The organism is Streptomyces sp. SM10 (assembly GCF_002910915.1).
In the GTDB taxonomy this organism is placed as follows: Bacteria; Actinomycetota; Actinomycetes; order Streptomycetales; family Streptomycetaceae; genus Streptomyces.
This window is the reverse complement of sequence record NZ_NEUF01000170.1, coordinates 1-3,425: the sequence shown is the minus strand read 5'-3', so window position 1 is coordinate 3,425 and position 3,425 is coordinate 1. Positions and strand designations below refer to the sequence as shown.

5 protein-coding genes are annotated in these 3,425 nt (G+C 69.8%); all 5 read right to left on the bottom strand.

What is annotated here, in order from left to right:
- The coding region (locus B9S57_RS27580; protein ID WP_107499030.1) for an IS3 family transposase at positions 1-969 on the bottom strand (969 nt) is incomplete at its 3' end.
- A 20-nt stretch (positions 970-989) separates the two neighbouring features.
- The gene (locus tag B9S57_RS34725; RefSeq protein ID WP_181011488.1) at positions 990-1,373 is read right to left on the bottom strand and encodes a transposase; all 384 of its coding nucleotides are present in this window, start codon (positions 1,371-1,373) and stop codon (positions 990-992) included.
- Between the two features lie 254 nt (positions 1,374-1,627).
- Positions 1,628-1,825, bottom strand: coding sequence for a hypothetical protein (locus B9S57_RS34720; RefSeq protein WP_181011498.1), 198 nt, complete (start codon positions 1,823-1,825; stop codon positions 1,628-1,630).
- A gap of 24 nt (positions 1,826-1,849) precedes the next feature.
- On the bottom strand, positions 1,850-2,608 hold the full coding sequence (locus B9S57_RS27570) for a hypothetical protein (protein WP_103759906.1): 759 nt from the start codon (positions 2,606-2,608) through the stop codon (positions 1,850-1,852).
- A 97-nt stretch (positions 2,609-2,705) separates the two neighbouring features.
- Complete coding sequence (locus tag B9S57_RS27565; protein WP_103515315.1) at positions 2,706-3,269, bottom strand: hypothetical protein; 564 nt, start codon at positions 3,267-3,269, stop codon at positions 2,706-2,708.
- Positions 3,270-3,425: the final 156 nt, after the last annotated feature.

Sequence of the window (3,425 nt, the reverse complement as noted above, 5' to 3'; positions counted from 1 at the left end):
GGGGTCGTTGATCCATGCCTGGCGGGGGATCGATGGTGGGACGGGGCGGCGGTTGAACCGTTCCGGGTGCCGTTCGTAGGCGGCTGTGAGGGTGGTGGCTCGTTGCTCACGTACCAGTTCCGCGGTGCCGAAGTGCACGCTGGCCGGCGTGTGGTAGCCGATCCCGGAGTGCCGGTGGACGTGGTTGTAGTAGCTGATGAAGCCGTCCATCCACTCCCGGGCGTGCGTCAGCGAGTCGAACCTGCGCGGGAAGTCGGGCTGGTACTTGGCGGTCTTGAAGTGGCTTTCGCTGTAGGGGTTGTCGTTGCTCACTTTGGGGCGTGAGTGGCTGCGAGTGACACCGAGGTCAATCAGCAGCTGGGAGACCTTCTTGGAGGTCATGGAGGTGCCCCGGTCGGCGTGCACGGTCTCGGGCACGATGCCGTTGCGCAGGATCGTCTCGCGGATCAGCTCCTCGGCCCGGTCGGCTGATTCGGCCCGCTCCACTGTCCAGCCGACGATGTAGCGGCTGTAGATGTCGATGATGACGTAGGCGTGATACCAGATGCCCTTGTCCGGACCCGCCAGCTTCGTGATGTCCCAGGTGAACACCTGCGAAGGGGCGTCGGCGACCAGCTCGGGCACGGTCCTGGCACCATGGGTGGCGATCCGGCGCCGCTCGCCGTCCTGCCCGGCCTCCTTCAGAATCCGGTACATCGTGCGCTCGGAGCAGTGGTAGCGGCCCTCGTCCAGTTCGCGGGCGTAGATCTGGGCCGGCGGAAGTTCGGCGTACTCGTCGCTGTTCACCAGCGCCAGCACGGTGGCCCGCTCTGCGGCCGACAGTGCGGTGACCGGGGCCGGACGCGGTCGCCCAGGTGCCGGCGGCCTGGGATGCAGCCGCCGGTGGTGGGTCGCCCGGGAACGTCCGGTGATCCGGCAGGCATCCACGATGCCCACCAGCAGCCTCAACTCCTCGACCGCCGCGTGCAGATGGCCGTCCAGGACGTGGCTCAGTCCGCGCTCCTGGACAGTGACTGCAAGAGCGCGTGTGTTTTTCCCAGCACCTCCAGTGCCGCGTTCTTCTGGTCCACCTCCGTGCGCAGCCGCTCGTTCTCCCGCCGCAGCTTGGCGTTCTCGGCCTCGGCCGGGTGCTTCCTGGGGCGGGCGGGACTGGTGCGGTGGTCGGTCAGCTGCGCGAGCGCACCGGCGTCGCGGGCGGTACGCCACTCGATCACGTGCGAGTGGTACAGGCGCTCGCGGCGCAGGATGGCGCCCTTCTCGCCGGCCGGGGCGCCGTCGTACTCGGCGACGATCCGCAGCTTGTACTCGGCGGTGAAGGTGCGACGCTTCGGCTTCGGCGCAGGATCGGCGCCGGGACCGCTGGTGCTGGTCATACGTGTGGTTCTCCTGCTCGCTCGTCCACCCAGGCTAACTGATTACACCAAGGCGTCTCGCCTAACGATGTCAGGGAGGGAGCCGATCGTATGTGTTGGGCTTGCGGCCCGGATGGGTTCCTAGGCATGGGACCTGGCCAGTGGGCCGCTGAAGGACGGCATGGGCCCGGGACCGAGGCCCCGCCAGCGGCCAGGCTGGCTGGGAGCGGGACGAGGCCAGCCAGAGGCCCGGGGCAGTTCGGCCCGGCCCTCCATCAGCTCATGCCGCGGGTCCACATGTCCTCCTCGTCGATCAGCTCGTCCAGCACGCTGGTCAACGAGGGAGGTTGGTGCAGATAACTGAGCACTCCTGCCTGGAGCCATTCGACGAAGCCAGCGCGGCGGTCGGACAAGTCGCGGTCGGCATGGTGACCGCAGGTGTGGTCGATAGGCCAGATCGTCTTCACGGCCATAGGGGGCCTCCTTGAGGAGTTGGATCAGCGGTTGCGGGAGTACGCGATGCGGGGGTCAACCGGCCGGACCGCCGCTGTGTTGACGGCGGGGACCGGCGCCCTGCCGGGGATACCGGCGCGGGCCGGGCTGGCGGCGAGCGCGGCGGCGCTCAACGGAGACGCGCGAGCCGGACCATGGCCTCGCGCCCGCGCGGCGGTCGGCGTCGCGGCAGGGCGGGGCCGGGCCGTCACCTCTTGAGCGAGGCGGGGCTGCACCGCGACTTGCAGCCCCGAACGCTGCAGGGCCACCGTGGCGTCGGCGACCTTCCCCAGCGCCTCGACGCGATCGGTGGTCGCGGGGAGCGTGTAGATGTCCAGGCTCGAGTTGTGCCGCCAGCCGTCCTCCACCAGCGCGAGCCCGCTGAGGCCGGAGACACGGTCGTCGAGGGCTGCGACGATGCCGAGCTGCGGGTGATCGGCGAAGGCGACGTCTGGTTCACCGAGCGGACCGCTGTCGCGTATCTGTGCCGTGTCGGGCGCCAGCGCAGGGTCAAGTGCGACGTCCACATCGACCTGGTAGCCGGCCTTGCGCAGCAGCTCGATGGCCCGGCTCGTACGGCCGTGTCCGTCACGGTTCTGGTCGGCCAGCGCGTACAACGTCGGCTGGTCGGCGACGGGATGGAAGTCGAATCCCTTGAGCATCCAGGTGCTGGCCGCGAGGTTCTTCGGGTTCGCGGCGACGATGCCGTGGACGGGGTGGTGGCCGAAGGCCAGGTCGGGCAGCACGTCGTAGTGGCTGGGCATGGCAGATCCATCCGAGGCGGGTGCGGTTACAGGTGCGGGCGACGGGCGGATCAGTTCTGAGGGTGCGGTGCACGGAGGACTCCTGGATCGCGGTCGGTCAGAGCCGGGGAGCGGATGAGGAACTGGCCGGCGGCGGCGCGGCCCGCGCGGAAGACTCCGGCGGCGGACCGGTCGGGAGCACGCGCTGGCCGACCGACGGCGAAGAGGCGAGAGCGACCCTCGCCCGGGATGGAGCGGAGTCGGGCGGGAGCACGGTGGCGGCGCGCGCCTTGCTGGAACGTTCCTGCTCCTGGCGTGTCGGTACGCCAAGCTGGTCCAGGCGGGCGTCGACAGCGGAGAGGAGATCCGGCACGCTGCCGCCGTGGCGCGCATGCGGACCGTCCGGCTCGGAGTCGTAGATCACCTCGTAGACGGCGGGCTCGGCGGACCGGTGGCGGGTGACCATCCAGCTTTCCGGGGTCTCGGGGTGCTCGGAGGGTGGCTCCTGCGGGGGCGAGATGATCAGCGAACTGCCGTCGGGAAGCTCGGCGTGGACGATGTAGTCGCTGAGGCCGTACTCGACGGTGCACTCCAGGCCGCGCTGCCCGAGCGCGGAACAGAGGGCGGCCTGAAGGTGACGCGGATCGGACGCGGCGGTCGGGGGCGGGGTTTCGTGGTGCATGGAGTTCTCCGTTGCGAACGTCCCGCCGCACGGCGGGAGCCGACGGGGCGTGGAGCTTGAAGGAGTGCGGTGGTCCATGAGGATCCGGTGATCGGGCAGTTTGGCGCTGCCGTGACTGCGTGCTAGGGATCACCGCGAGCGACCGGGAGCCGGCGG